This window comes from Nocardia sp. NPDC060249, from assembly GCF_042728755.1.
Lineage (GTDB): Bacteria > Actinomycetota > Actinomycetes > Mycobacteriales > Mycobacteriaceae > Nocardia.
The window spans coordinates 1,529,158-1,551,488 of the sequence record NZ_JBHXAQ010000001.1; the positions used below are offsets into that span (position 1 = coordinate 1,529,158).

The 22,331-nt window shown below is 68.6% G+C and carries 24 protein-coding genes; 7 read left to right on the forward strand and 17 right to left on the reverse strand.

Annotated elements, in window-relative coordinates; all coding sequences use genetic code 11:
• Positions 1-26 precede the first annotated feature (26 nt).
• On the forward strand, positions 27-545 hold the full coding sequence (locus ACFWFP_RS06890; protein ID WP_379293569.1) for a hypothetical protein: 519 nt from the start codon (positions 27-29) through the stop codon (positions 543-545).
• A gap of 107 nt (positions 546-652) precedes the next feature.
• On the forward strand, positions 653-1,699 hold the full coding sequence (locus tag ACFWFP_RS06895) for a fused (3R)-hydroxyacyl-ACP dehydratase subunits HadA/HadB (protein WP_379293570.1): 1,047 nt from the start codon (positions 653-655) through the stop codon (positions 1,697-1,699).
• Between the two features lie 34 nt (positions 1,700-1,733).
• Here the strand turns inward: ACFWFP_RS06895 and ACFWFP_RS06900 are convergent, their stop codons facing one another.
• Positions 1,734-3,929 carry a molybdopterin oxidoreductase family protein gene (locus tag ACFWFP_RS06900; RefSeq protein ID WP_379293571.1) on the reverse strand — a complete coding sequence of 732 codons (2,196 nt, stop codon included), beginning with the start codon at positions 3,927-3,929 and terminating at the stop codon, positions 1,734-1,736.
• Positions 3,930-4,090: 161 nt separating this feature from the next.
• On the opposite strand from ACFWFP_RS06900, the gene ACFWFP_RS06905 reads away from it, so the two are divergent.
• A complete protein-coding gene (locus ACFWFP_RS06905; protein ID WP_379293572.1) occupies positions 4,091-4,435 on the forward strand; it encodes a hypothetical protein in 345 nt (114 codons plus the stop codon).
• Positions 4,436-4,485: 50 nt separating this feature from the next.
• On the opposite strand, the gene ACFWFP_RS06910 is transcribed toward ACFWFP_RS06905, so the two are convergent.
• Together ACFWFP_RS06910 and ACFWFP_RS06915 are read right to left on the reverse strand one after the other, a co-directional pair.
• On the reverse strand, positions 4,486-5,931 hold the full coding sequence (locus ACFWFP_RS06910; protein WP_379293573.1) for an MFS transporter: 1,446 nt from the start codon (positions 5,929-5,931) through the stop codon (positions 4,486-4,488).
• A gap of 14 nt (positions 5,932-5,945) precedes the next feature.
• Positions 5,946-6,749: an acyl-CoA thioesterase gene (locus tag ACFWFP_RS06915; RefSeq protein ID WP_379293574.1), complete on the reverse strand. Its 804-nt coding sequence runs from the start codon at positions 6,747-6,749 to the stop codon at positions 5,946-5,948.
• Positions 6,750-6,802: 53 nt separating this feature from the next.
• Between ACFWFP_RS06915 and ACFWFP_RS06920 the strand changes: the two genes are divergently transcribed.
• Complete coding sequence (locus tag ACFWFP_RS06920) at positions 6,803-7,285, forward strand: winged helix-turn-helix transcriptional regulator (protein ID WP_379293575.1); 483 nt, start codon at positions 6,803-6,805, stop codon at positions 7,283-7,285.
• 85 nt (positions 7,286-7,370) lie between these two features.
• On the opposite strand, the gene ACFWFP_RS06925 is transcribed toward ACFWFP_RS06920, so the two are convergent.
• Positions 7,371-7,982: a TetR/AcrR family transcriptional regulator gene (locus ACFWFP_RS06925; RefSeq protein ID WP_379293576.1), complete on the reverse strand. Its 612-nt coding sequence runs from the start codon at positions 7,980-7,982 to the stop codon at positions 7,371-7,373.
• Between the two features lie 117 nt (positions 7,983-8,099).
• Between ACFWFP_RS06925 and ACFWFP_RS06930 the strand changes: the two genes are divergently transcribed.
• Positions 8,100-8,960 (forward strand): SDR family NAD(P)-dependent oxidoreductase, encoded by an 861-nt coding sequence (locus ACFWFP_RS06930; protein ID WP_379293577.1) that lies wholly within the window; start codon positions 8,100-8,102, stop codon positions 8,958-8,960.
• 4 nt (positions 8,961-8,964) lie between these two features.
• Here the strand turns inward: ACFWFP_RS06930 and ACFWFP_RS06935 are convergent, their stop codons facing one another.
• The 11 genes from ACFWFP_RS06935 to ACFWFP_RS06985 form a co-directional block, all read right to left on the reverse strand.
• Entirely contained in the window at positions 8,965-9,570 is a 606-nt protein-coding gene (locus tag ACFWFP_RS06935; protein ID WP_101467406.1) for an ATP/GTP-binding protein, read from the reverse strand.
• Complete coding sequence (locus ACFWFP_RS06940; RefSeq protein ID WP_379293578.1) at positions 9,551-9,925, reverse strand: DUF742 domain-containing protein; 375 nt, start codon at positions 9,923-9,925, stop codon at positions 9,551-9,553. Before ACFWFP_RS06940 ends, ACFWFP_RS06935 begins: the two co-directional genes overlap by 20 nt.
• 12 nt (positions 9,926-9,937) lie before the next feature.
• Positions 9,938-10,342 (reverse strand): roadblock/LC7 domain-containing protein, encoded by a 405-nt coding sequence (locus ACFWFP_RS06945; RefSeq protein WP_067453425.1) that lies wholly within the window; start codon positions 10,340-10,342, stop codon positions 9,938-9,940.
• A 1-nt stretch (position 10,343) separates the two neighbouring features.
• Positions 10,344-12,680 (reverse strand): nitrate- and nitrite sensing domain-containing protein, encoded by a 2,337-nt coding sequence (locus ACFWFP_RS06950; protein WP_379293579.1) that lies wholly within the window; start codon positions 12,678-12,680, stop codon positions 10,344-10,346.
• A gap of 218 nt (positions 12,681-12,898) precedes the next feature.
• On the reverse strand, positions 12,899-13,306 hold the full coding sequence (locus ACFWFP_RS06955; protein ID WP_379293580.1) for a DUF779 domain-containing protein: 408 nt from the start codon (positions 13,304-13,306) through the stop codon (positions 12,899-12,901).
• On the reverse strand, positions 13,306-14,823 hold the full coding sequence (locus tag ACFWFP_RS06960) for an aldehyde dehydrogenase family protein (protein ID WP_379293581.1): 1,518 nt from the start codon (positions 14,821-14,823) through the stop codon (positions 13,306-13,308). Before ACFWFP_RS06960 ends, ACFWFP_RS06955 begins: the two co-directional genes overlap by 1 nt.
• 87 nt (positions 14,824-14,910) lie before the next feature.
• The gene (locus tag ACFWFP_RS06965; protein ID WP_378987832.1) at positions 14,911-16,182 is read right to left on the reverse strand and encodes a transcriptional regulator; all 1,272 of its coding nucleotides are present in this window, start codon (positions 16,180-16,182) and stop codon (positions 14,911-14,913) included.
• A 154-nt stretch (positions 16,183-16,336) separates the two neighbouring features.
• A complete protein-coding gene (locus ACFWFP_RS06970) occupies positions 16,337-16,657 on the reverse strand; it encodes a hypothetical protein (RefSeq protein ID WP_378987829.1) in 321 nt (106 codons plus the stop codon).
• 63 nt (positions 16,658-16,720) lie between these two features.
• Complete coding sequence (locus ACFWFP_RS06975) at positions 16,721-17,869, reverse strand: alkaline phosphatase family protein (RefSeq protein ID WP_379293582.1); 1,149 nt, start codon at positions 17,867-17,869, stop codon at positions 16,721-16,723.
• The gene (locus ACFWFP_RS06980) at positions 17,866-18,186 is read right to left on the reverse strand and encodes a nuclear transport factor 2 family protein (protein WP_379293583.1); all 321 of its coding nucleotides are present in this window, start codon (positions 18,184-18,186) and stop codon (positions 17,866-17,868) included. Before ACFWFP_RS06980 ends, ACFWFP_RS06975 begins: the two co-directional genes overlap by 4 nt.
• 97 nt (positions 18,187-18,283) lie before the next feature.
• Positions 18,284-18,907 carry a TetR/AcrR family transcriptional regulator gene (locus ACFWFP_RS06985; RefSeq protein WP_379293584.1) on the reverse strand — a complete coding sequence of 208 codons (624 nt, stop codon included), beginning with the start codon at positions 18,905-18,907 and terminating at the stop codon, positions 18,284-18,286.
• A gap of 114 nt (positions 18,908-19,021) precedes the next feature.
• Here ACFWFP_RS06985 and ACFWFP_RS06990 point away from each other — a divergent pair, with 114 nt between their 5' ends.
• Both ACFWFP_RS06990 and ACFWFP_RS06995 read left to right on the forward strand, forming a co-directional pair.
• Positions 19,022-20,098 (forward strand): NAD-dependent epimerase/dehydratase family protein, encoded by a 1,077-nt coding sequence (locus tag ACFWFP_RS06990; RefSeq protein ID WP_379293585.1) that lies wholly within the window; start codon positions 19,022-19,024, stop codon positions 20,096-20,098.
• A 16-nt stretch (positions 20,099-20,114) separates the two neighbouring features.
• Complete coding sequence (locus ACFWFP_RS06995; RefSeq protein WP_379293586.1) at positions 20,115-20,357, forward strand: hypothetical protein; 243 nt, start codon at positions 20,115-20,117, stop codon at positions 20,355-20,357.
• A gap of 2 nt (positions 20,358-20,359) precedes the next feature.
• Here ACFWFP_RS06995 and ACFWFP_RS07000 read toward each other — a convergent pair whose 3' ends face one another.
• Entirely contained in the window at positions 20,360-21,889 is a 1,530-nt protein-coding gene (locus ACFWFP_RS07000) for a polyamine aminopropyltransferase (protein WP_379293588.1), read from the reverse strand.
• Positions 21,889-22,314 carry a DUF350 domain-containing protein gene (locus ACFWFP_RS07005; protein ID WP_379293589.1) on the reverse strand — a complete coding sequence of 142 codons (426 nt, stop codon included), beginning with the start codon at positions 22,312-22,314 and terminating at the stop codon, positions 21,889-21,891. Before ACFWFP_RS07005 ends, ACFWFP_RS07000 begins: the two co-directional genes overlap by 1 nt.
• Positions 22,315-22,331 lie beyond the last annotated feature (17 nt).

Here is a 22,331-nt window from a genome sequence, read left to right on the forward strand (position 1 = left end):
CGGTCCACGAGCATGGGGTGGGAACGATGTCGAATCGTCAGTGGTATGCCGTGTCCGCGATCGCGGTGGCCCTTCTGGTAGCCGGCTGCGAGTCGGGGCAGTCCGTCGGCGCCGCGCCGGCGAGCAGTTCGTCGAAGGCCACCACCACCGTTCGCGCGACCACGCCCGCGGCGCCGGTGCTGAACCGCCGGGGCGAGAACGGCGCGGTGGTCCAGCAGGACGGGCTCGTCGGTGCGGGCAAGCTCGACATCGTCAACGGCAACAGCGACGACTTCGCGGTCGTGGTGACCAACGGCGATCCCAAGAAGCCGCAGGCCACCATCTACGTGCAGGGCAATGCCAACGCCACCCTCACCGGGATCGACGGCACGTACTACGTCTATCTCAAGACCGGCAAGGACTGGGACGAGGCGACGCTCGCCTTCACCCGCGAGCGCGAGTTCCAGAAGTTCGACGACCCGTTCGACGGTGACTCCGATTGGGAGATCACGCTGCAGCCCTCGATCGGTGGCAACGCCAGCACGAGCGACGTACCCTCCTTCTGACCGCGGTGGAAGGGCACAGAACTGTGAACTGTGCCAAGGAATGCCCGGTCCGCCTGCGCGTCGACTAGCCTGCCGGGTGTCCGTTCCCCGAACGAAGGTGATTCATAGTGACTTCCGTAGTCGATGCCCCGCCCGTCGATGGCCCCGACACCGCGTCGAAGGTAGGGCACTACTACCGGGTCGAGGGCGTCTACGAGGTCGGTCGCGAGAAGATCCGCGAATACGCGCGCGCCGTCCAGGACTTCCACCCCGCCCACTGGGAGGACGAGGCCGCCGCCGCGCTCGGCTACCCGGGTCTGGTCGCGCCGCTGACCTTCGTCTCCATCCCGGCTATGGCGGCGAACAAAGTGTTGTTCGAGACGGTGGTCGTCGGCTACGACATGTTCGTGCAGACCGAGCAGGTCTTCGAACAGCACAAGCCGATCGTGGCCGGTGACCGTCTCGTGGTCGACGTCGAGCTGACCTCGGTGCGCACCATCGCGGGCAAGGACCTGATCACCGTCACCAACACCTTCGTCGACGAGCTCGGCGAGACCGTGCACATCATGCACACCACGGTCGTCGGTATCACCGGGGACGACGGGGTGGACCCCGCGATCACCGCCGCCGTGGAGAACATCATGCTCCACGGCGTGAGCATCTACAGCGCCGACAAGAGCGCCGTGGTGGAGACGACCCTGCGTCCCGAGGGCGAGGTTGCGCTGTCCGTCGAGGGCGCCGCCCGCGTTCCGAACACCACGATGTCGTTCGACGAGCTCACCGTCGGCGACGAACTGCCGCTGCGCGACGCCCGCGTCTCGCGCGGTGACCTCGTCAACTACGCCGGCGTCTCCGGCGACGGCAACCCCATCCACTGGGACGAGAAGATCGCCGAGCTGGCGGGCCTGCCCGACATCATCGCCCACGGCATGCTCACCATGGGTCTGGGCGCGGGCTTCGTCTCCACCTGGTCCGGCGACCCCGGCGCCGTCACCCGCTACGGCGTCCGCCTGTCGACCTACACCATCGTCGGCCGGGAGGGTGGCCAGGTCGAGTACACCGGCCGCGTGAAGTCCCTTGACCCGGAGACCCGCACCGCGGTGATCGCCATCGTCGCCAAGTCCGGCGGCCGTAAGATCTTCGGCCTCGCCACCGCGAACCTGCGCTTTCGCTGACCCCGGTGCGGTGGACCCGGCCTCGTAGCCGGGTTCACCGCGGCGCGGCGGCTACCTCGGATCGTGGTGTGGCGTCCGGGTTCTCGACCGCTACCGGGTTCACCCGCACCCACGTGCTGTTGACCGCCGACGTGCCCGAGAGCGGGTCGGTGCGGGCCGGGTCGTGCAGCAGGTTGACATTGGCCCCCGGCAGCGCCGCCGCGACCGACCAGCCGACCCCGGGTTCGTGATGGCCCCATCCGTGCGGGATCGCCACCACCCCGGCGCGGATATCGCCGCTGATCTCCACCGGAACCACGATCGAACCGACGGGGGATTCGATCGTCGCCGGATCGCCGTCGGCGAAACCACGGGCGGCGGCGTCGTCGGGATGGATCAGCACGGTGCAGCGGTCACGGCCCTTCACCATGGACGGGATGTTGTGCAGCCAGGAGTTGTTGCTGCGCAGGTGCCGTCGTCCGATGAGCTGGAGGTCGTAGCCGGGTTCGGCCGCCGCGGTCGTCTCGTCGAGGACGGTACGCACCGCCGCCAGGAAATCCGTGGGCGCCAAGTTCGTCTTGCGGTCTCGGGTGCCGATCAGTTCGGGCAGCCGTGGCCGCAACGGGCCCAGATCGACGCCGCCCGCGGTGTCGCGAATCTTCTTCAGCGTCAACCCGTTCCGTCCACGACGCAGGACCCCGTAGGGACCTGTCGCGACGGCGGCAGCGGACAGTCGCAGGGGGCTGAACTGTGCGAACACGGCGTTGAGCGCGCGTCCGGTGAGCCGTCGGGCCGGCAGCGGGACCATTTCGGTCACCAGTCGTGCCAGGATCTGCCAGTCGTCCAATCCGTCGGCCGGCGGCTCGAACACCCTGGCGTCGTAGCGGGCGTTGTTGCGAACGCTGAAGATCGGGAACAGCAGGCTCAGCTCCTCGCGTTCCAGCGCGGAGACGGGCGGCAGGATGAAGTCGGCGTGCCGGGTCGTCTCGGTGATGTACATGTCGACGGCCACATAGCAATCCAAGGATTCCAGCGCGGCATCGAGCTTGTCCGCCTGCGGGGTCGAGAGCACCGGATTGCCCGCGTAGGTGATCATCGCTTTGATCTGGCCCGGTCCTTCGGTGCGGATCTCCTCGGCGAGAACCGCGACCGGCAGTTCGCTGCGGAACGACTTGTGCGCGCCGGAGCGGTCGGTCCACGCGCCGTGTCCCACGGGCAGGTACTTCGCGTAGCGGGCGGCGTCGACGGCGGGCGTCGCGAACATCTGACCGCCCGCGCGATCGAGGTTTCCGGTCACCGCGTTGATCGTGTTGACCAGCCAGTGGGTGAGCGTGCCCGTCACCTGCTGGCACACCCCGATCCGCGCGTACAGCACCGCCGACGGTGCGGCCGCGTGGTCACGGGCGAGCCGCGTGATGGTGTCGGCGTCGACGCCCGCCAGTGGCGCCATGCGTTCGGCGGTGGTGCCGGCGACCAGTTCGGCGAGCTCGTCCCACCCGGTGCACAGGGCGCGGACCGCCCGTTCGTCGCACAGGTCCTCGGTGATCAGCACATGCAGCATCCCGAGCAGCAGGTACACATCGCCGCCGGGTCGCACCGCCACGTGTTCGTCTGCCAGCCGGGCGGTTTCGGTGCGGCGCGGGTCGATCACGACGACGGTGCCGCCCCGCGCCCGGACCGCCTTGATGCGCGATTTGGCGCCCGGCATGGTGGTGATCGATCCGTTGGACACCGCGGGATTGGCGCCGAGCACCACCAGCCGGTCGGTGCGGTCGATATCGGTGATCGGCATGAGAACGTTCGAACCGAACATCCGCCACGCGACGAACTCCTGCGGGAACTGATCGATCGAGGACGCGGAGAAGAAGTTGCGGGTGAGCAGGACGGCCCGTAGCAGCGCTCCGTACATCACCGAGGAGCTGTGCGCGGCCGGGTTGCCGATGTACATTCCGATGGCGCTGGGACCGTGCGCGGACCGCACCGCGCGCAAACGCTGACCGATCTCACGGAAGGCCTCGTCCCAGCCGACCGGTTCGAAACTGTCGCCGACGCGGCGCATCGGTGTCCGCAGCCGGTCCGGGTCGTGGTGCAGACCGCCCATGGCTGTCGCCTTCGGGCAGATGTAGCCCTTCGACAGCACGTCGTCCGGGTTACCTTCGACGCGGGTGACCCGCGAATCCTCGACCGTGACCAGAATCCCGCAGTGCGCTTCACACAATGTGCACTGCCGGGCAATCGTCGTGCTGTCCACAGCTTTCCTACCCTCCGCCGAACCGCTCCTGTCACGGTAGCGCGACCGAGCGGCTCGGCAGATCCGTCTGTGGTCTGATTTCCGTGCCGATCGTCGACCGGGCGTATTATCGTTCGCGATACGAAGAGCCTTCATTTCCGCTCAGGTCAGGAGCAGATTCGATGCGTTCCACCGTTCGTCTCGGCCTCGCGGCCGCCGCCGTGACAGTCGCCGGGATCGCGGGGCAGGCCACCGCGGCGGCCCAGCCCAGCTATTACGACCCCGTCATCACGCCGTGCAGTCACCTGTTCCGCGCCCCGCTCGAGATGCCGCGCCCCGGCACGGATGTGTACTGGAGTCCGTTCGGCACCTCGAACATCGTCTGCTACGACGACGGCACCGGGATGGCGAACTACTACCAGCGCGATCCCTGGGGTCGCTGGCACGACATGAACGAACTGACTCCCGGTCACTTCTTCTACGTGATCTTCGATTCCTCGGTCCCCGATCAGGCGAGCTGGGGCTGAGCGGACCGCAGGACGCGGTCGGCGACATCGTGGTCGCCGACCGCTCGGGGTCACGCGGAAACTGCCGTGCCCCCGGACTTTTCGGTCGCCTCCGGAGCGCGGCCGGGTGATTCGGTCGGAGTGGCGGCTGGCGATCGCACGGCGAAGCCGATGAGTCCGGCGATCACCGCGATCGCGGCGGTCACGTACCAGGCACGCTGGAAGGCGTCGAGCGTGGCGGCGGGGGTGCCGGGCGTACCGAGCAGCGCGACGAGGAGTGCGACGCCGAGGGCGAGGCCGAGCTGGCGGGCCATGCTCAGCACGCCCGATCCGGTCGCGAAGCGTTGCGGGGGCAGGGTTCCCGCGCCGACGGCGAACGCGGTCGGCAGGGTCAGCCCCACTCCGAGACCGGTGAGCAGCATGCCGCCGAGCAGACCACCCACATAGTCCGGTGACAGTGAGGCTGCGCGCGCCCACCAGAGGAGTCCCCCGCCGAAGGCGAGTCCGCCCGCCGCGATCACCGGTCCCGCGCCGATGCGGGCGATGAGTTTGCCCGCGACGATGGCGACGAACGGGACGACCAGCGGGCCGGGCGCGATCGCCAGACCGGTCCGCAAGGCCGACCACCCCCACACGTTCTGTGCCCAGAGCGTGACCGAGAGCAGCATGCCCGCGAACGCGATCTGGAACACCAGCGAATTCGCTCCCGCGAGCACGAAATTCGGGACCCGGCGCAGGGCGGGGTCGACGATCGGGCTGTGATGACGCGCCGAGCTCACCGCGAAGACGACAGCGAGCACGATCGCGACACCGAACGCGGCGAGGACGCCGGTGGAGGTCCAGCCCCAGTCCGGGCCCTGGACAACGGCCAGGATCAACGATCCGACCGCCCCGATCAGCGCGCCCGCACCCAGCAGATCGGGCAGCGGGCCGCCCGCGGCGGGCGGGCACGGCAGCTTGCGGACACCGATCACGAACGCCGCCAACCCGATCGGGACGTTCACGAGAAACACCCAGCGCCAATCGATGTCGACCAGCACGCCGCCGAGCACCGGGCCCAGCGCCGCGCCGAGGCCGCCGAAGGCGACCCACAGCCGCACCGCGCCCGCGCGCCGCTGCGGCGGAGTCGCGGCGAGTACCAGCGCGAGCGAGGACGGCGTGAGGAGTGCGCATCCCACGGCCTGCACAACACGGAAAGCGATGAGCGACTCCACATTCCAGGCAGCCGAGCACAATGCCGATCCGATCACGAAGATCGCCAGGCCGGTGAGGAAGGTGGCGCGGTTGCCGCCGCGGTCGCCGAGCCGACCGGCTGGAACGAGCAGGGCGGCGAAGACGATGGCATAGAGATTGAGTACCCAGGACAGTTCGGTCAGTCCGGCGCCGAAGTCGTCGGCCATGGCCGGCATGGCGACATTGACGATGAACAGATCCAGGCTCGACAACAGCACACCGATGGAGACGATGGCGAGCACCAACCGCGGATTCGTCTCCCGGGACGGGGCAAGGGATTGCATGGTCCAGCTCTCGTTCAGCCGAGGATGCGGCGGGTTTGACGGGCGGTGGCGAGCAGCACGCCGTCGCCGTCCCAGATATCGGTGTCGTCGACCGACCAGCCGTCGGCGGAACTGACGTTCGCGGCGCGGACCAGCACGGGTGTGTCGCCGAGGTGGGTGAGATCGGCGTGCAGTTGCAGCGACAGGGTGACGGTCGGGACGGCGACCGGCGCGGTGAGCAGTGGGAACAGTCCCGGTGGGAGCGCGTCGGCAAGGACGGCCAGGCTCGGCGCGTCGAGGGGCAACGCGGGCTCGAGGGCGATCCAGGCGCACATCATCGCCTCGGTGGCGCCGCTGAGGGGCAACGGGCCCGTGGCGGGGCGGATGACGAAATGCGCGCCGACGGGGACGATCTCCGGGGGCAGCTGGAACAGCGCGCAGTCCGGTGCGGGCGCGACGACGGGCGCGGGCCTGGCGCTGTGGGCGGGGATCGCGGTCGTGCCGGGTGCGCCCAGGGTGACGGTGGCCGCGGCGACCGGCGCACCGCCCTGTTCGGCGACCACGTCCAGAATCGTCGTACTGCGCCCGATGGTGTGTTCGGTGGCGCGCAGGGTGAACGCGCCGCTCGCCGGTCGGCCGAGGAACCGGACATCGGCGGCACGCACGGAGTGGTCGCGCGAGCTCGCCCGCTGTGCGACGTCGATCAGGAGTCCGGCGAGCGTGCCGCCGTGGGGGCCGGTCCAGCCGCGCCACGAATCGTCGACCACGGCCTGCCACCGCCCGGAGTCTGTGGCGGTCAGGGCGAATCGCGCGCCGAACTGCCCAGTGAGTTTCATCATGCAACTCACCGTAGATGGGTGAGTTCTTTCATGCAACCGACTAGACTCGGGGCATGCGGCGCACCAGCTTCGAAGACATGAACTGCTCCCTGGCCCAGTGCCTGGAAGTGGTCGGGGAGTGGTGGACCTTGCTGATCGTGCGCGACGCCCTCTTCGGCGTCACCCGCTTCGACGACTTCCGCGACCGCCTCGGCATCGCCCGCAATGTCCTCACGCAACGCCTCGAAGGCCTGGTCGAGCACGAGATCATGACGAGAGAGCCCTACCAGGACAACCCCGTCCGCTACGACTATCGCCTGACCGCCAAGGGTCGGTCCCTGTGGCAGGTGGTCACCGCGATGCGCCAGTGGGGCGACGAATGGGCCGCCCCGAACGGCCCTCCGGTGGAGGTCTTGCACCGCATCTGCGACCACCTCGCCACCATCGAGCCCACCTGCTCGCATTGCGGCGAGCGAGTCCACAGCCGCGACCTGAAACTGATGGACGGCCCCGGCGCGGGCAATAGTTCCCCGCTGCCTGAGTCGCTACGCCGCTGACGTCGCCACATGATCGCCGCTGAGCGTGTCGGTCATCGGCGCCACGTGGGCCGAATGTCGTTGGTATGGAGTGCTTTCCGTCGGATCAGCCGCGCAGTCCGCGCAGCGCGGTCTCGACGATACGATCGGCGAATTCGGTGGTGAGGGTGCCGGTGCGCAGGAGCCAGCGCTCCATCAGTGGGCCCCAGATCAGCGCGATGGCCACATCGAGATCGATATCGGGGGCGATCTGGCCCGCGGTTTGCGCGGCGGCGAGTCTGCGGCGCTTCAGGTCGTCGACGGGGCCCTGCAGGCGTTCGACGTAGGTGGCGGCCAGGGCGGTGTCGTGCATGATGGCGCTGGTCAGGCCGCGCAGGGGGAGGTCGAAGCGGGGGTCGGCGAGTTCGGCGACGGTGGCGCGCAGGACCAGTTTCAGGTCGGCTTCCAGGTCGCCGGTGTCGGGCAGGCCCGGTGTCGCGTCGTCGCCGGTCTCGCTGAGCATCAGGAAGGCGTCGAGCAGGACAGCGCCCTTGGACGGCCACCATCGGTAGATCGTCTGCTTGCCGACGCCCGCTCTGGCGGCGATCGCCTCGATGGTCAGTTTGTCGTAGCCGATCTCGCCCGCCAGCTCGAAGGCGGCGGACAGGATCGCGCGCCGGGATCCTTCGTTGCGCCGGGTCGCATCGGCTGTCGGCCGGGGGTTCACCTGCTGACTCATGCCGCCATCCTAGCAATCGAAGAGACGAGACGTTGCGTCTTGACAAGGTGCCGAGGTGGTGGCATCCTCGAATCATCAGACGAGACGCAACGTCTTGTCTAGGCAAGGAGGATCGCCATGACCACCGCCGGTACCACCGCATCCCGCGTCTGGTTCATCACCGGAGCGAGCCGCGGTCTCGGCCGTGCCTTCGCCGAAGCGGCGCTGGCGGCGGGGGACCGGGTCGCCGCCGCCGCGCGCACCGGATCCGCCCTCGAGGAGCTCGCCGCCGCCCATCCGGGCCGGGTGCTGCCGTTGACCCTCGATGTCACCGACCGCGGTGCGGTGCACGCGGCGGTCGACGCCGCGGTCGCCCACTTCGGCCGCCTCGACATCGTGGTCAACAACGCGGGCACCCTCTCGATGGGCATGATCGAGGAGTTCACCGAAGCCGAGGCCCGCGCGCAGATGGAGGTCAACTTCTTCGGCGCGCTCTGGGTGAGCCAGGCCGTGCTCCCGCAGCTGCGCGCGCAGCGCGGCGGGCACATCGTGCAGGTGTCGAGCATCGGCGGACTCGCCGGATTCCCGCTGTCGGGCATGTACGCCGCGAGCAAGTTCGCACTCGAGGGCATGAGCGAGGCGCTGGCGATGGAAGCCGCGGAATTCGGTGTGCGCGTGAGCATTCTGCAACCGGGCGGCTACTGGACCGACCTGTATTCGGCGATGGCGAACACCACGCCGATCGAGGCGTACGCTCCGCTGCGCGCCCAGCTCGAGGCCCAGTGGGCCGAGGGGTCCGTCGACAGCGAGCCCGCCCTCGCCGCCGAGGCGCTGCTCACCCTCGTCGGTGCCGAGCAACCACCGCTGCGCCTGCTGCTCGGAAACATGGTCTACGACTTGGCCTTCGACCTCGCGCGCGCCAAGATGGCCACCTGGTCGGCCTGGGAGCAGACCAGCCGAGCCGCGGAGCGGGCAGTCCCCGCGCCGGGCTCGGCGTAGCCGCTCAGGTGGTGACGGGCGTTCGTGCGGCGCGATCGATCAGGTACTCGACCAGGTGGGTCAGCACCGCCTTGGCCGAGGGCCGATCGCGCGCGTCGCACAGGATCACCGGGGTGTTCGGATCCAGGTCCAGCGCGTCACGCACCTCGTCGACCGTGTAGCGCGGCGCACCGTCGAAGCAGTTCACCGCGATCAGGAACGGCAAGCCGCGACGCTCGAAGAAGTCCACCGCCGCGAACGAATTGCTCAACCGCCGGGTATCGGCCAGCACGATCGCGCCGAGCGCGCCACGGCACAGCTCATCCCATAGGAACCAGAAGCGGTCCTGTCCGGGCGTACCGAACAGGTACAGCACCAGATCCCGGTCGATGGTGATGCGCCCGAAGTCCAGCGCGACGGTGGTCGTGTGCTTCTGCTCCACCCCCGACAGGTCGTCGACGCCGGTACTGACCTCGGTGATCAGCTCTTCGGTCCGCAGCGGCGCGATCTCGCTGATCGCACCGACCATGGTGGTCTTGCCGACGCCGAAGCCGCCGGCGATGAGGATTTTGACCGAGGCGGCCATGTGCTGGTCGCCTGCGGACATCGGGTCAAAGTTTTCGGATGCCATCCAGAACCGCTCGCAATATGTTGAGGTCACCGGTACCGGCCTCGGCCGCTACCGGAGCCCGGAAGATGAGGTGGCCCTCGGCGATGAGATCACCGACGAGGATCTTGGTCACCGCCAGAGGCAGTTTCAGCACGGCCGAGACCTCGGCCACCGACTGCGGACGCTTGCACAACTGTGCGATCGTCGCGTACTCGGGTTCTGGTTTGCGCAGGGTGGGGGCGGGGTATACCGCTACCACCACCGTGAGCATGTCCAGGTCGTGCGCCGCGCCCATGGTGCGGCCGCGGGTCACCGCGTACGGCCGGACCAGGGGTCCGGCCGCGTCGTCGAACCACGGATCGCCTAGTCGAGTCATTGTCGAGACTTTCTATAGCTGCGCATGCCCGTGCCGCGGCTCCGTCGACAGATAGCTGCCGACCCGCTGCACGGTGAGATTCATTTCGTAGGCCACCATGCCGAGATTGGCCGACTCGTTGGCTTGCAGTGCCAGGCAAGCGTTGTCACCGGCCGAGGTGACGAAGAGCACCGCCCGATCGAGCTCGATCACCGCTTGGCGCACGCCGCCACCGTCGAACCGGCTACCCGCGCTGCGCGCGAGACCGTAGAGGGTCGAAGACATGGCGGCGAAGTGTTCGGCGTCTTCACGCTTCATCTGCGAGGAGCGTCCGAGCAGCAGTCCGTCGGTGGACAGCACGACCGCGTAGCGGACCCCTGCCAGCCGGTCGACGAGATCGTCGAGTAGCCAGTTGAGATCACCGGGGGAAGAGTTCACCTCAGCCTTCCTGTTCGTCCTGGTTCGATGTGGTCTGTTGTTTGCGACCCTGGCGGGTGCCGTTCTCGATCGCGGACATGATGTCGCGCGCCTGTTCCGCGGAGCGGGGACGCTCGGGTGCGCGTGGCGCCTCGGCGGCGGGCTCGGCGAGCTCGGGTGCCAGATTGGTCTGCCTGCTGCGGCGCGGCAGCGCGGGTCGTTCGTCGGAGCCGGTGTCGTAGCGCGGGGTCTGCACGGCGGGCGCCTCGGGCGCCGGTGCCATCGGACGCGGGGTCGGCGGGTCGGCGACCAGCGTCGCGACGGGCGCGGGCGCGGATTCGAGGGCGGCGATCGGTCCCGATTCCTGCGGTGCGGGCAGCCCACGGCGCAGCGGGCCGGTCATCGTGGGTGGCGTGCCCGCGAGATCGGCCTCACCCGCCAGCAACTGCTGGGGGATCAGCACGATGGCGCGGATGCCGCCGTAATCGGATTCGCTCAGCCGCACCGACACACCGTGCGCCAGGGCCAGCCGGGCGACCACGAACAGACCGAGGCGTGAGTCCGAGGACAGTGTGCCGACACCGAAGTCCGGCGGATCGGCCAGCATGTTGTTGTAGCGGACCAGGTCGTCGGCGCTCATGCCCATGCCCTGATCGGTGATCTCGACGACCACGCCCTTGCCGACGATATTGCCGCCCGCCTCGACCCGCGACTGCGGCGGGGAGAACGCGGTGGCGTTGTCGACGAGCTCGGCGAGCAGGTGCACGAGGTCGGCCACGACGGTGCCGACGACGCTGACCTCGGGCAGCTTGGTGACCCGCACACGCGCGTAGTCGAGCGTTTCGCCGATGGCGCTGCGCACCACGTCCATCACGGGCACCGGCTGACGCCACTGCCGTCCCGGGCGACCGCCGCCGAGGATGATCAGGTTCTCGGCGTTACGGCGTTCGCGAGTAGCCAGGTGATCGAGCCGGAACAGCGTCTCGAGCAGCGCCGGATCTTCTTGGCGGCGTTCGGCTTCGTCGAGGATCTCGAGCTGGCGGTGCACCACGATCTGGCTGCGGTGGGCGATGTTGAGGAACACCGCGCGCACGCCCTCACGGGTACGGGCCTCGTCGACAGCGGCACCGATCGCGGCCGCGGCGGCGTGTTCGAAGGCCTTGGCGACCTGGCCGATCTCATCGTGCCCGAAGTCGAGGGACGGCGAGGTCTCGGCCGAATCGACCTCGTCACCGTCGCGCAGCGCGCGCATGGTGGCCGGCAGCTTTTCGTCGGCGAGCTGCAGTGTGGCGGTGCGCAGGCGGCGCAGGCGGCGAATAATGCGATTGGCCAGGACCACCGAGACCAGGAAGACGAGCACGCTGAGCGCGATGACGCCGCCGCCGGCGGCGGCCGCGGTCGCCTCCGAGCGCTGTGCGGAGTCCTTGGCCAGAGTCTGGATGAATCCGTTGTGCCCGGTGTAGACATCGAGCAGTGCCCGGTTGACGGTCGCCGAGGCGCTCTGCCATTCGGCGGCCGACATCGGCAGTGCGGGCGGGGTGGCCGTCCTGGTGGTGCCCGTGGTGGCGGCGGGAGCGGAGAAGCGCGCGATGATCGCGTTGTCCATCTGCGTGAGCTGTTGCCACGGCGCCGAGGCGGTGAGCGCGACGATCGCGTTGCGCTCGCCCTCGGGTAGTTCGGGGGTGAGGTTGCTCAGCTCGGTGCGGTAGAAGCCGCTCTGGCGGATGAATTCGTCGACCTTGACTCCGAAGTCGCCCTCGGCCGTGACCAGCGCCGACCCGAGCGCGTTGCCGCGGGACATGGCCTCGATGACGTTGAGCAGGCGCATGCCCTCGCCCACACCGGACGACACGGTCGCGTCGGGGGCGGCGAGCATGGCGATCTTGGTGCCCTGGATGAACTTGTCGACCACCAGGTTGAAGAACATGTAGGCGTCCGGCGCGGGCAACATACCCGCGTCGGCGCCGCCGCGCATGGCCTTGAGGTGCTGCTGGAATGCTTCGAACTCGGTCTGATCGTCGCCGATATCGGCGCCATCGACGGCCTGCATCTGCTGCGCGATTTGATTGAGCTTCATGAACGCGGCGTCCGTGCGCGTCCGCGCGGCGGGCAGAGCGAGGGTGGTGGTCATGTCTCCGGCGACCAGCGACATCGTGAGGTGACGCTCGGACTGGATCGCCTCGACCATCTCCTGGGTGAAACGGCCGGCTTGCTGGAGTTCGGTGGCCCACGCTTTGGCGGTGTTGCTCTCCTCGACCAGATAGCCGGCGGTACCGACGCCGACCACCACCAGAGTCAAACTCGGGATGAGAGCAATCGCCAGAATCCGGGTGCGCACACCGAGTCTCGCTAAGAACATCGCCATAACGTAACGGAATCGTTGCACTGTTGCCGTGTGTGTCTCGCTGAGCGAGACGCGATTTGGTTTGCGCGGGAACACATTTGCTATATGGGGGAAGACGAAAAAACGGCGAGCTCACCCCGCCGGCTGAGCCTCGATGGCCCAGTCGGCGGGGGCTCGCCGCGACCTGGCAGCGCCGGGAAAGATGCTGCCAGGTCAGGTTTTCGGTGGCGCCGCTACAGGGTGCGGTCGGCGCCCGTTCGCGGTGGCGGGCCTGCCGCCAGCGCCGCGTGCTCGGCCTCGGTCAGCAGCCTGGCGCGCAACACGAATCGCATGCCTTGGCCTGCCTCGAGCGAATCCTCGGCAGCCTCACCGCGCGTCACATCGACGGTGAGGTGGGTATCTTTCCAGCATTCGAACTGTGCCGCGCTGATCCAGAATTCGGTGTGCCAGCTGAGCCGGCCGAGCAGGATGTCGGCCTTCTCGATGGGGAACTGCTTGGCCGACAGGCACACCGGTGTGGTGTCGTCGTCGCAGCCGTCGCCCGCCTGGCGGAACAGCACCGGGCCGTTGTCCTCGATGAGGCGGCGGAGCAGGGTCTGGGCGCGCTCGGTGATCTCCACACGGTGGATTCGATTCTGCATCAGAACATCCCGAGTTTCGTCGTCGAATAACTGACCAGCAGGTTCTTGGTCTGCTGGTAGTGCCCGAGCATCATCGCGTGGTTCTCCCGGCCGAACCCCGACTTCTTGTAGCCGCCGAACGCGGCGTGGGCGGGGTAGGCGTGGTAGCAGTTGGTCCAGACCCGGCCCGCCTTGATGCCGCGGCCGAGTCGGTGGGCGGTGTTCATGTCGCGGGTCCACACGCCCGCACCGAGACCGTAGAGGGTGTCGTTGGCGATGCGGATCGCTTCGTCGACGGTATCGAAGCGGGTCACCGCGACGACCGGGCCGAAGATCTCCTCCTGGAAGATCCGCATCGTATTGTCACCCTCGAAGACGGTGGGTTCGATGTAGTACCCACCCGGTAGGCCGTCGACCTTGCGTGCTTCCCCTCCAGTGAGCACGCGGGCGCCTTCGGCTCTGCCGATGTCGAAATAGGACAGAATCTTCTCGTACTGGTCGTTGCCGGCCTGCGCGCCGATCATCGTCTCGGTGTCGAGCGGATGACCGGACACGATGGCCTCGGTGCGGGCGATGGCGCGGGCGAGGAATTCGTCGTAGATCGACGAGTGGATCAGCGCCCGCGACGGGCACGTGCACACCTCACCCTGGTTCAGGGCGAACATGACGAACCCCTCGACGGCCTTGTCGAGGTAGTCGTCGTCGGCGGCCAGCACATCGGGCAGGAAGATGTTGGGGCTCTTGCCGCCGAGTTCGAGCGTGACCGGAATGATGTTCTCGCTGGCGTACTGCATGATCAGTCGCCCGGTGGTGGTCTCGCCGGTGAAGGCGATCTTGGCCACCCGCGGGCTCTGCGCCAGCGGTTTTCCCGCCTCGACGCCGAAACCGTTGATCACGTTGAGAACTCCGTCGGGCAGCAGATCCGCGATGAGTTCGACGACGAGCAGCAGCGACGCCGGTGTCTGTTCGGCCGGTTTGATGACCACACAGTTGCCCGCCGCCAGCGCGGGCGCGAGTTTCCAGGCGGCCATCAGGATCGGGAAGTTCCACGGAATGATCTGCCCGACCACGCCGAGCGGTTCGTGGAAGTGATAGGCGACCGTGTCGGCGTCGATCTGGGACAGCGAGCCCTCCTGGGCGCGAAGCACACCCGCGAAGTACCGGAAGTGATCGATGGCCAGCGGGAGGTCGGCCGCCAGGGTCTCGCGCACCGGTTTGCCGTTGTCCCAGGTCTCGGCCACCGCCAGCGGTTCGAGACTGTTCTCGATCCGATCGGCGATCTTGAGCAGGATGTCGGCCCGCTCGGTGACCGAGGTCGCGGCCCAGCGCTCGGTGGCGCGGTGTGCCGCCTCGAGCGCCATGTCGATGTCGGCGGCGGTGGAACGGGCCACCGCGCAGAAGGTCTCACCGTCGACCGGTGAGGTGTTGTCGAAATAACGGCCTTCGACAGGGGGTGACCAGTCACCTCCGATGAAGTTGTCGTATCGGTGGGCATAGCTGACTATGCCGGTATCCGATCCGGGCTTGCCGTAGATCATTCGCCTCGCTCCTCGCGACCTCTGCGTGGTGCCCCACACTATGGTCGGCGAAGGTTGGTACGAGGTTGGTGACGGCGTCTGCGCAGGTCAGCCCTGGCGTGCGGTGAAAAGCCGGGCCGTGACGACAGCGCGGCGGACATCGTCGCGAGGCAGTAGCCGCAGAGCGTGCTCGTGCACGGCGACATCGCCGGGGCAGCGCTGCCCGAACGCGACCGCGTGCTCGGGCCGGTCGCTGCCGAGCACGGCGTTGCGGATGCCGACGTCGAGGTGAGCGCGCCACTGTTCGACGCCGGGTAGATCCGATCCGGGCAGCAGCGGTCCGCGATACAGCCACAGCGCTGAGGTGAGGTCGCCGCCCTCGATGGCGGCCAGCAGGTCCACCGCGTCGCAGGACACCTGGCCGGTGAGCATGTAGCGCCGGTTGGTGATCTCGCCGCGGGTGGCGCGGCGCAGGTGCGACACATCGGCTTTGAGCGTGTTCAGCGACACCGGCCGCTCACCGTAGACCGCGGCGTGCAATTGCTCGGGGGTGTAGCCGTCGGGCTCGAGGGCCAGCAGCGCGAGGATCTCGAGTTGGCGCGGCGGCAGCGGCACCGGCCTGCCGTCGCGCAAAAGCCGTGCGGCGCCGAGGCATTCGAGTCGAACACCCGGTGCCGGGGTGGGCGCCTCGGCACGCAGCATGGTCTCCACGGCGGTGACCAGCGCGCGGACCGAGGTCATCACCATCGGATGCGACCGTTCCCACGTCGAGGACAGATCGAGCACACCCACCGTGCGGCCGTCGGGGCCGTGGATCGGCGCGGAGTAGCAGACCCAGCCGTGCAGCGCGGCGACGAGATGCTCGGCCGAGAACACGGTGACGGCCCTGTCGTCGTGCAGGGCCAGGGACAACCCGTTGGTGCCCATGTGGCTTTCGTCCCAGACCCCGCCCGGCGCGAAGTTCACCGCCTCCCCTTGGCGGCGCAGCGTGCGATCGCCCGCGGTCCACAAGATGGTGCCCGATTCGTCACTGACGACAGCGAGATAGCCCGACTCCTCGGCCATTCCGCGCAGCTGACCCGCGAGTTCGGTGACCGGTCTGCGCAGCGGGGATTCCGACCAGCGGTCACTGATGTCGTTGAATCCGGGCGCGACTTCGGTGGCGGGGTCGACGGTGTGCAGGGAGCGCTGCCAGGATTTGGCGACATCGTTGCGCACGGCCCCTGTGTCGCGGGGCAGGGTCAGCGGGCGTGAGGGTGCGGCGAGGCGGTTCCACTGTTTCTCGAGTTCGACCCGGTAGTCCGAGAGTCGTTCGGGCCGGTGCGGTCCGGCGATCGGGTCGTCGTGGGCGCCTGGTGCCCTGCCCAGTTCCTCGCCCACGTTCACTCCCTGCTCGTCGGTGACGCACCGTTCCAGCGACGAGAACGGGTGTGGCGCTTACTGTCTATCAGCTGTGCCACCGCCGTGGGAACGTTTGCGCCGAGGACGACCGGTCACCGGTCGCCGCGCTGTCGCGTTGCCTTGACGCCGGTCACTACTTGTTCAGGAAGATTCCGGCGATATCGGCGTTCTTGATCGGGGTGTCGACATTGCGCTGGGTCGCGCACAGCAGGTCGACCTGCACGATCATCGAGTCGACCACGGTGCCCGCCGGTTCGTTGTCGTTGCCGGTCTGCTGCTTGATCGCCTTGGTGATGGTGATCCGCTTGGTGTTCGCGTCCTGGTTGACGTAGTCGCGACAGCTCGTGTCACCACCCTGGTTGAGCACCCGCTCGACCTCGGTGCACCCGGTGGCCAGTGCCGCCAGCACCGCGACGCCCACCGCGACGGCGCCGGTTCGGGTGTTGGCGTGCATGATTCCTCCTGGAATGGTTCGCTGCGCGCGGTTGCGCGCCGACGCCAGCTTATGCGGTGGTGCTCAAACGCGGTGGATTCGCAGGGGAACCCGCAGCTCGGCGGCGGTGAGCGAGCCGTGATGGCCGACCATCATCGATTGCAGCGGCTCGGCGCCCGACCGCACGACACCGCCGTCGCCGCTCGCGATCACCACGAGATCGCCGATGCGCGCGGCGGCGTCACGGGTGACAACCGGGCCGAACCAGCCCGCGTCGATCGCCTCGTCTCGGGTGCGCACCAGGAAGCCGCTCCCGAGCACGCCGCGCCAGGTGCCGGCGACCGCGGCGGGGTCGTCGGTGTAGACGTGGCGGGCGCGTGGTTCACCGCCGAGTGCCGTGACGTTGTCCGACAGGTGGGGGTGGGTGTCGTAGTCGACGCGCTCGACGAGTTCGACCATGCCGTGATCGGCGGTGACGATGAGCGCCGAGCGCGCGGGCAGCCGGGCCGCGATCTCGGCGGCGATCCGGTCGACATTGGCCAGCTCGAACCGCCACGCCCGGCTGGCGGGCCCGCGCGCGTGGCCGGTGGTGTCGAGCTCCGAATGATAGGTGTAGACCAGGGTTTTCGGCGCCGAGGTCAGGGCGTTGAGAACGCCGTCGACGAGATCGCCGACGGAGTAGGCGGTGCGGAATCCGCCGCCGCGCCAGCCGGCCAGGGTCAGCCCGGATCCGTCCTGGTAGCTCGGTGCGACCTGGACCGCCGCGATGCCCGCCTCGGTGGCGCGCTCGAAGACGGTGCGCTGCGGCTGGATTCGGTCCGGTGGGAGTGTGGCGCGCGCGTCGACCTTCGGTCCGTCGCCCATGAGCTGCCACCGGAGCGAATTGAACAGGCGGTCCTCGCCGGGCAGGCGCATGCAGTAGCCGACGATGCCGTGCTCGCCGGCGGGCAGGCCGGTGCCGAGGGTGGTCAGGCTCGTCGCGGTGGTGCTCGGGAACCCGGCGTCGATACTCGTGTCGGGCAGGCTCGTCAGGAACGGCGCCGCCGCGGATTCGGCCGCCAGGGCTTGGGCGCCGAGTCCGTCCACGAGCAGGACGCAGACACGGTCGACATCGAGGTCGAGGCCGAGCCGATCGGTGTCGCCGGGCGCGCCGAGGCAGGCCATGACCGAGGGGAGTAGATCGGCGAGTGCGGCTGTGCCGTAACGCGGGGTGAGAAGAAGATCGTCGGTCACGCCTGTCCTGTTTCGAATCGGCTGATCAGCCCGTCGCGCAGGACGAACTGCCAGGTGGTGCGCATCGAACCCCACCGGGTGTTGGTGTAGTCGGCGGTGAGTGCGAGGCCGTCGTCGGAGTCGACCGTGTCCACGACCAGATGTCCGTTGCTGCTGAAGATCTCGGCCTCGGTCCACTGGGCGAGGTTGCGTTCGACACCATCATCGGACATCGTCGCGTCCTCGGTGAGCACACCGTAGAACTGGTCGGTGTCCTGTGCGTTGAGCGCGTCGACGAACGCTTCGACCACGGGATCGAGTTTCGCGGTGCCGGACATCGGGCCTCCTTGCTCGAAGCGGGTACGCATGGACAAAGACGGTGTCACTCACTCTAGGTGAGCGGACGTGCCGGTTCGCCGGAATTTCGGCGGCGCGTCAGGCGGTGGCCGGTCCCGGTGCGATCAGCGCGGTGAAGGTGCGCATGATCGTGTCGACGAGTTCGGGCGCGTGCGTGCCCATCTGTTCACTGCGCTTTTCGAGATGTCCGTCGAGCCACAGCGATGCCAGCCCGTGTGCCAGTCCCCACCAGGCGACGGCGAGGGTTTCGGCGCGATCGGCGGGCAGGGCCCCGACGGCGACACACTCGGCGACTGTCCGGACCAGAACCTCGAAGGCGGCGTCGCCGGCGGCGTGGGCGTCGGGATGTTTATCCGGCTGGGACAGTTCGGGCCGGAACATGAGCCGGAACTGGGCGGGGTGTTCGCGGGAGAACCGCACGTAGGCATCGCCGAGTGCGGTGAGCGCCGCCAGCGGGTCGGTGGTCGTCGCCCTGGCGGTGGTCATGTACGTGGCCAGCTGCTGGAAGCCGTCGATCGACAGTGCCGAGAGCAGCGCGGCGCGGTCGGCGAAATGGTGATAGGGCGCGCCGCTGCTGACCCCCGCCTCCCTGGCGACCCGGCGCAAGCTCACCGCGGCCAGGCCCTCGCTCTCGATCAGGCGCAGGCAGGCGTCCATCAGTGTGGCGCGCAGGTCGCCGTGGTGGTAACTGGTGCGCTTCACCCTCCGAGCGTATGCGAGACCCCGGTCGGAATTGGTACTGGACAGGAAATCTATGCAGTGTTTAGATTAATTGAGCATCGCTTAGATGCCTGCTCCACCGAATCGACGGAATGGATGACCACCATGACCACCCGGGTACTCGTCACCGGCGCGACAGGTTTCGTCGCCGGCCACTGCATCGCCGAACTCCTCGACCACGGCTACGCCGTCCGCGCCACCGTGCGCGACCTCGCCGCGCACACCACCCGCGCCCACCTGACCGAACTCGCTCGCCGCACCGGCGGTGAGCTCGAGTTCGTCGCCGCCTCGCTCGGCGACGACACGGGCTGGGCCGCGGCGGTCACCGGCTGCGACATCGTGCTGCACGTCGCATCGCCGTTCCCCGCCACGCCGCCCGAGAACGAGCAGGATCTCATCGAGCCCGCGGTGCAGGGCACCCTGCGGGTGCTGCGCGCCGCCGCGGCCGCCGGCGTACGCCGCGTCGTGCTGACGTCCTCGGTCGCCGCCGTCGCCTACGGCCATGACGTGGACGAGGTGCGCACCGAGCGCGACTGGTCGGTGGTCGACCGCATTCCCGCGTATCAGAAGAGCAAGACCCTCGCCGAGCGCGCGGCCTGGGACTTCGTCGAATCCCTGCCCGCCGCATCGGGTCTCGAACTGGTGGTGGTCAATCCCGGCATGATCCTCGGCCCGCTGCTCGAAGCCAGGACCAGTACCTCCCATGAGCCGGTCCGCCGCCTGCTGGCCCGCGACGTCCCCGGTTCGGTGAAAACCGGCTGGACCCCCGTGGACGTGCGCGACCTCGCTGTCGCGCACCGGCTGGCGATGGAAGTCCCCGAAGCCGCGGGCAATCGATACATCTGCGCGACCGATCCGCTCTGGATGGGAGAGCTGGCCGGCCTGCTGGCCCGCGACTACGCCGCTGAGGGGTTCCGGGTGCCCACCCGGGTCCTGCCGAACTGGGTGGTCCGTCTCGTCGCCGTCTTCGACAAAGGCGTGCGCCTGACCGTGCCGGTCCTCGGCCGCACCGAACACGTCAGCGCGGACAAGGCCCGCCGTGAACTGGGCTGGACCATGCGCCCGATCGAGCAGACCGTGCGTGACACCGCCGACAGCCTGATCGCCTTCGGCATCGTCACCGCCCCCGGACGGCTCGCGACGTCATCGCGTGCTGCTGTCGGAACTCGTTGAGCGGGAAGGGAACACGATGTTGATCACCGCACTCGTTCTCACTCTGCTCGGCGTCGTCCGCCGGAAACTGCGCGGTCGCGCGGACACCGAGACCGCGGGGCGTTCGACCCTCGGGAGCCGGCTCGAGCGGGCAGGTGCCGCCGTGCGGCGCGGCGCGACGCGGTTGGTTCGCGAACCGGCCCCGGCGTTGTCGGCGGCGGTCGCCGTCCTCGGGCTCGTCATCGTCGGTACGCATCTGGCCTGTTCGGGTCAGGTCTGAGGTCAACGCCATTCTTGGCGTTGCAGATCCAGGATCACCGGACGCATCAACGTGGAGACCTCGGGGTCGACGGCCCGGCGGTCCGGGGGAAAGACGGTGGCCGCGGTGAGGGTGGGTTCATCCAGCGAACGCAGGGGACCGGGGCCGCGCAGGGCCGGAGCCGGCGGTGAGCCGGCCGAGGCCAGCACGAAGCCCCAGTCGCCGAAGCTCGGGACGTCCACGTGATACGGGGTGGTGCGCAGACCCGCGGAGCGCACAGTGGCGTCGATGGTCCAGAAGGAGCGCGGGGCGAAGAACGGCGAACCCGATTGGACGACCATGCGGGCGCCGGGGGCCAGCACGCTGGCGGTCATCGCGTAGAACTCCTGCGAGTACAGCTTGGCCACCGAGGTCTGGTCGGGATCGGGCAGGTCGACGATCACCGCGTCGAAAAGGCCAGGGGCACTACGCAACCAGGTGAACGCGTCGGCGTTGACCACGGTTACCCGGTGATCGTCGAAGGCATGGCGATTGAGGTCGGTGAGCCGGTCGTCGGTGCGGGCCAGCTCGATCATCGCCGGGTCGAGTTCGACCAGGGTCACCGCGGCGATGTCGGGGTAGCGCAGGATCTCGCGCAGTGCGAGACCGTCGCCGCCGCCCAGCACCAGCACCGAACGGCGCGGGCCCGCCAGCACCGGGTGCACCAGCGCCTCGTGATAGCGGTATTCGTCGACCGAGGAGAACTGGAGTCCACCGTTGAGATAGAGCCGGGTGTCGGTGGTGGCGAACGGGGAGGACGATTCGGTGAGCACGATCTGCTGGTAGGGCGTGCGCGTCTGCCACACGATCGGGTGGGCGAACAGGGCCTGCTGCGCGGTCGCCTCGAAACGGTCGGCGTAGAGGTAACTGCCGGTCAGCCCGCAGGCCACCGCCAGGGTGGCGGCGATCAGGGTGTGGCGGGCGCCGCGCGTCATCTTGTCGCGAAAGAAGAAGAACGCCAGCGCGAGTCCGGCGATCGCGTTCACGACCCCGACCACCAGGCTGCCGCGGATCTGCCCGAACACCGGCAGCAGCAGGAACGGAAACGCCAGGCCACCCAGCAGCGCACCCACGTAGTCGGCCGCGAAGAGGTCGGCGACGGCGCTACCGGCCTCCTGCTCGCGGATGTCCTGGAGCAACTCCATCAGCAACGGGATCTCCGCACCGACGAGCATTCCGATCACGGCCGCGGCCAAGACCAGTGTGCCGGTATAGATATTGAGCCACGCGTAACTGGCGTACAGCGCGGCGACCGAGAGCCCGCCGACGACGGCCAGTGCCAGCTCCACCGCCACAAAGGCCGCGGCGGCACGCGACCGCAGCGGTTTCGCCAGCAGCGCGCCGACACCCATCGAACAGACCATCACGCTCAACGTGATCGACGCCTGCGCGGCGGTGTCCCCGATCAGATAGCTGCCCAGGGTGACCAGCGACAGCTCGTACACCAAACCGCATGCCGCACAGACGAACACGGTCGCCAGCAGCGCCGCCCTGGCCAGGCGGTGCCGGGGCATCAGGTCAGGCCTGCGGCCACCACCAGCGCGACCGCGACATGCGCCGACGCCGTGACCCACACCGCCGGATGCGGTTCGGCGTCGGCGACGACGGCCCGGAAGTCACCGGGGGTGAGCGCGTCGAGCAGCACGAACGCCACCGCCATCGCGGCCAGCCCGATCACCCCGTAGATCGCGCTGGACAGCAGCGCCTCGGCGATCTGGCCTTCCGAGGTCCAGATGGCCACGGCCACGATGATCCCGACTCCGAACAGGTTCGAGGCGAGCAGGATCGCGGCATTGCGGTTGCGTTCGATCCAGATCTGGGCGCGCAGGTCGCCCGGTGTGAGCAGGTCGACGACGCCGAAACCGACGGCCATCAACACGATTCCCACCGCGGAATAGGCGAGCGCGGCGCCCGCGTTCGCCGCCAGGTCGGCGAGCATGAGTGTCCTCCTGTGCT